Consider the following 2063-nt stretch of genomic DNA (forward strand, 5'->3'; position numbering starts at 1 on the left):
GTCAACGTGGCCGATAGTACCTACGTTCACGTGCGGTTTCGTACGTTCAAACTTTTCTTTTGCCATTTTACTAAGTTCCTAAGTTAAAAGTCCGGCCCCCTGTTTGGGACAGATTACCGGACCAGACCTTCATTAAGATTTTCTAGCTTCAATAATCGCGTTAGCCACGTTATTTGGTGCTTCCGCGTAATTAAAGAATTCCATGGAATAGGATGCTCGGCCCTGGGTTGCGCTCCGCAGGTCAGTTGCATAACCGAACATTTCAGACAGTGGTACTTTCGCACGCACAATCTTAATGCCGGCAACGCCATCTTCCATACCTTCAATGATACCGCGACGACGGTTCAGGTCGCCGACCACATCACCCATCCAATCCTCAGGCGTCGTGACTTCGACTTTCATCAGCGGCTCAAGCAACACAGGGTTCGCTTGGGCAGCACCTTTCTTGAAGCCCATCGAGCCTGCGATCTTAAACGCCATTTCAGAAGAGTCAACATCGTGATAGGAACCATCAAAGAGAGTTACCTTCACGTCGAGTACAGGATAGCCCGCCAGAACACCATTTTGCATTTGTTCCTGGATACCCTTGTCAACTGCCGGGATGTATTCCTTCGGAATAACACCACCAACAACGGCGTTGACGAACTCGTAGCCCGCCCCTTCTTCTTGGGGCTCGATCTTCAGCCATACGTGACCGAACTGACCGCGACCACCAGACTGACGGACGAACTTGCCTTCTACTTCAACTGCCTTTCGCAGTGTTTCACGGTAAGCAACCTGAGGTTTACCCACATTGCATTCCACCTTGAACTCACGCTTCATGCGATCGACTATGATATCCAGGTGCAGTTCACCCATACCTGAAATAATAGTCTGCCCAGTCTCTTCATCGGTTTTAACCCGGAATGAAGGATCTTCGGCAGCCAACTTGCTCAGTGCGATGCCCATCTTCTCCTGGTCCGCAACAGACCTCGGCTCAACTGCTACCGAAATAACAGGTTCAGGGAAATCCATTTTTTCCAGAATAATGATGCTGTTCGGGTCACATAAGGTGTCCCCGGTCGTGACATCTTTAAGACCAATGGCGGCGGCAATATCACCAGCCCGCACTTCTTTGATCTCTTCACGGCTGTTAGCGTGCATCTGCACGATACGACCAAAACGTTCACGTTTGGCTTTTACCGAGTTAAATACGGTATCTCCTGAATTCACCACGCCGGAATAACAGCGGAAGAACGTCAGTGTACCGACAAAGGGGTCCGTGGCAATTTTGAAAGCCAGGGCAGAAAACGGCTCACTGTCATCTGCGTGACGTTCAGCTTCAGACTCATTGGCATCATCCAAATGACCCTTAATAGCTGGCACGTCCACTGGTGCAGGCAAGAAATCAATAACCGCATCCAGCACTGCCTGTACGCCTTTGTTTTTAAACGCAGACCCACAGGTAGCCAAAACGATCTCGTTGTTCAACGTACGGGTACGCAGACCAAGTTTGATTTCTTCCTCTGACAGCTCGCCCCCTTCCAGGTATTTATCCATCAGCTCTTCAGAAGCTTCAGCTGCGGCCTCGACCATTTCCATGCGTAACTGCTCGGCTTTCGCTTGCAACTCCGCGGGAACCTCTTCATAGCTGAAACTCATACCCTGGTCCGCTTCGTTCCAGTTGATGGCTTTCATCTTGAGCAGGTCAATAACGCCTTTGAAGTGCTCTTCAGCACCGATGTTTAATTGGATAGGTACGCAGGTTGCACCAAGACGACTACGGATCTGACTGACCACGCGATCAAAATCAGCACCCGTGCGGTCCATCTTATTGACGAACACCAAACGAGGTACGTGATATTTGTCGGCTTGACGCCATACTGTCTCGGATTGAGGCTCAACGCCAGATGAACCACAAAACACCACCACGGCACCATCTAACACCCGCAATGAACGTTCAACTTCGATAGTGAAGTCTACGTGTCCAGGCGTATCAATAATGTTGACACGATGCTGTTCGAACTGCTGGTTCATTCCAGACCAAAAGCAGGTGGTAGCAGCAGAAGTAATGGTAATACCAC

Annotated in this window: 1 protein-coding gene and 1 pseudogene; both read right to left on the minus strand. The window is 49.9% G+C overall.

The window, feature by feature from the left end; translation table 11 throughout:
- A pseudogene (locus J0A65_RS22625) lies at nucleotides 1–66 on the minus strand (GTP-binding protein); the annotation flags it as partial.
- 66 nt (nucleotides 67–132) lie between these two features.
- A partial coding sequence (gene fusA / locus J0A65_RS22630) for an elongation factor G (RefSeq protein WP_206596567.1) occupies nucleotides 133–2063 on the minus strand: 1931 nt, incomplete at its 5' end.

It is taken from the genome of Bowmanella yangjiangensis, assembly GCF_017255015.1.
Lineage (GTDB): Bacteria > Pseudomonadota > Gammaproteobacteria > Enterobacterales > Alteromonadaceae > Bowmanella > Bowmanella yangjiangensis.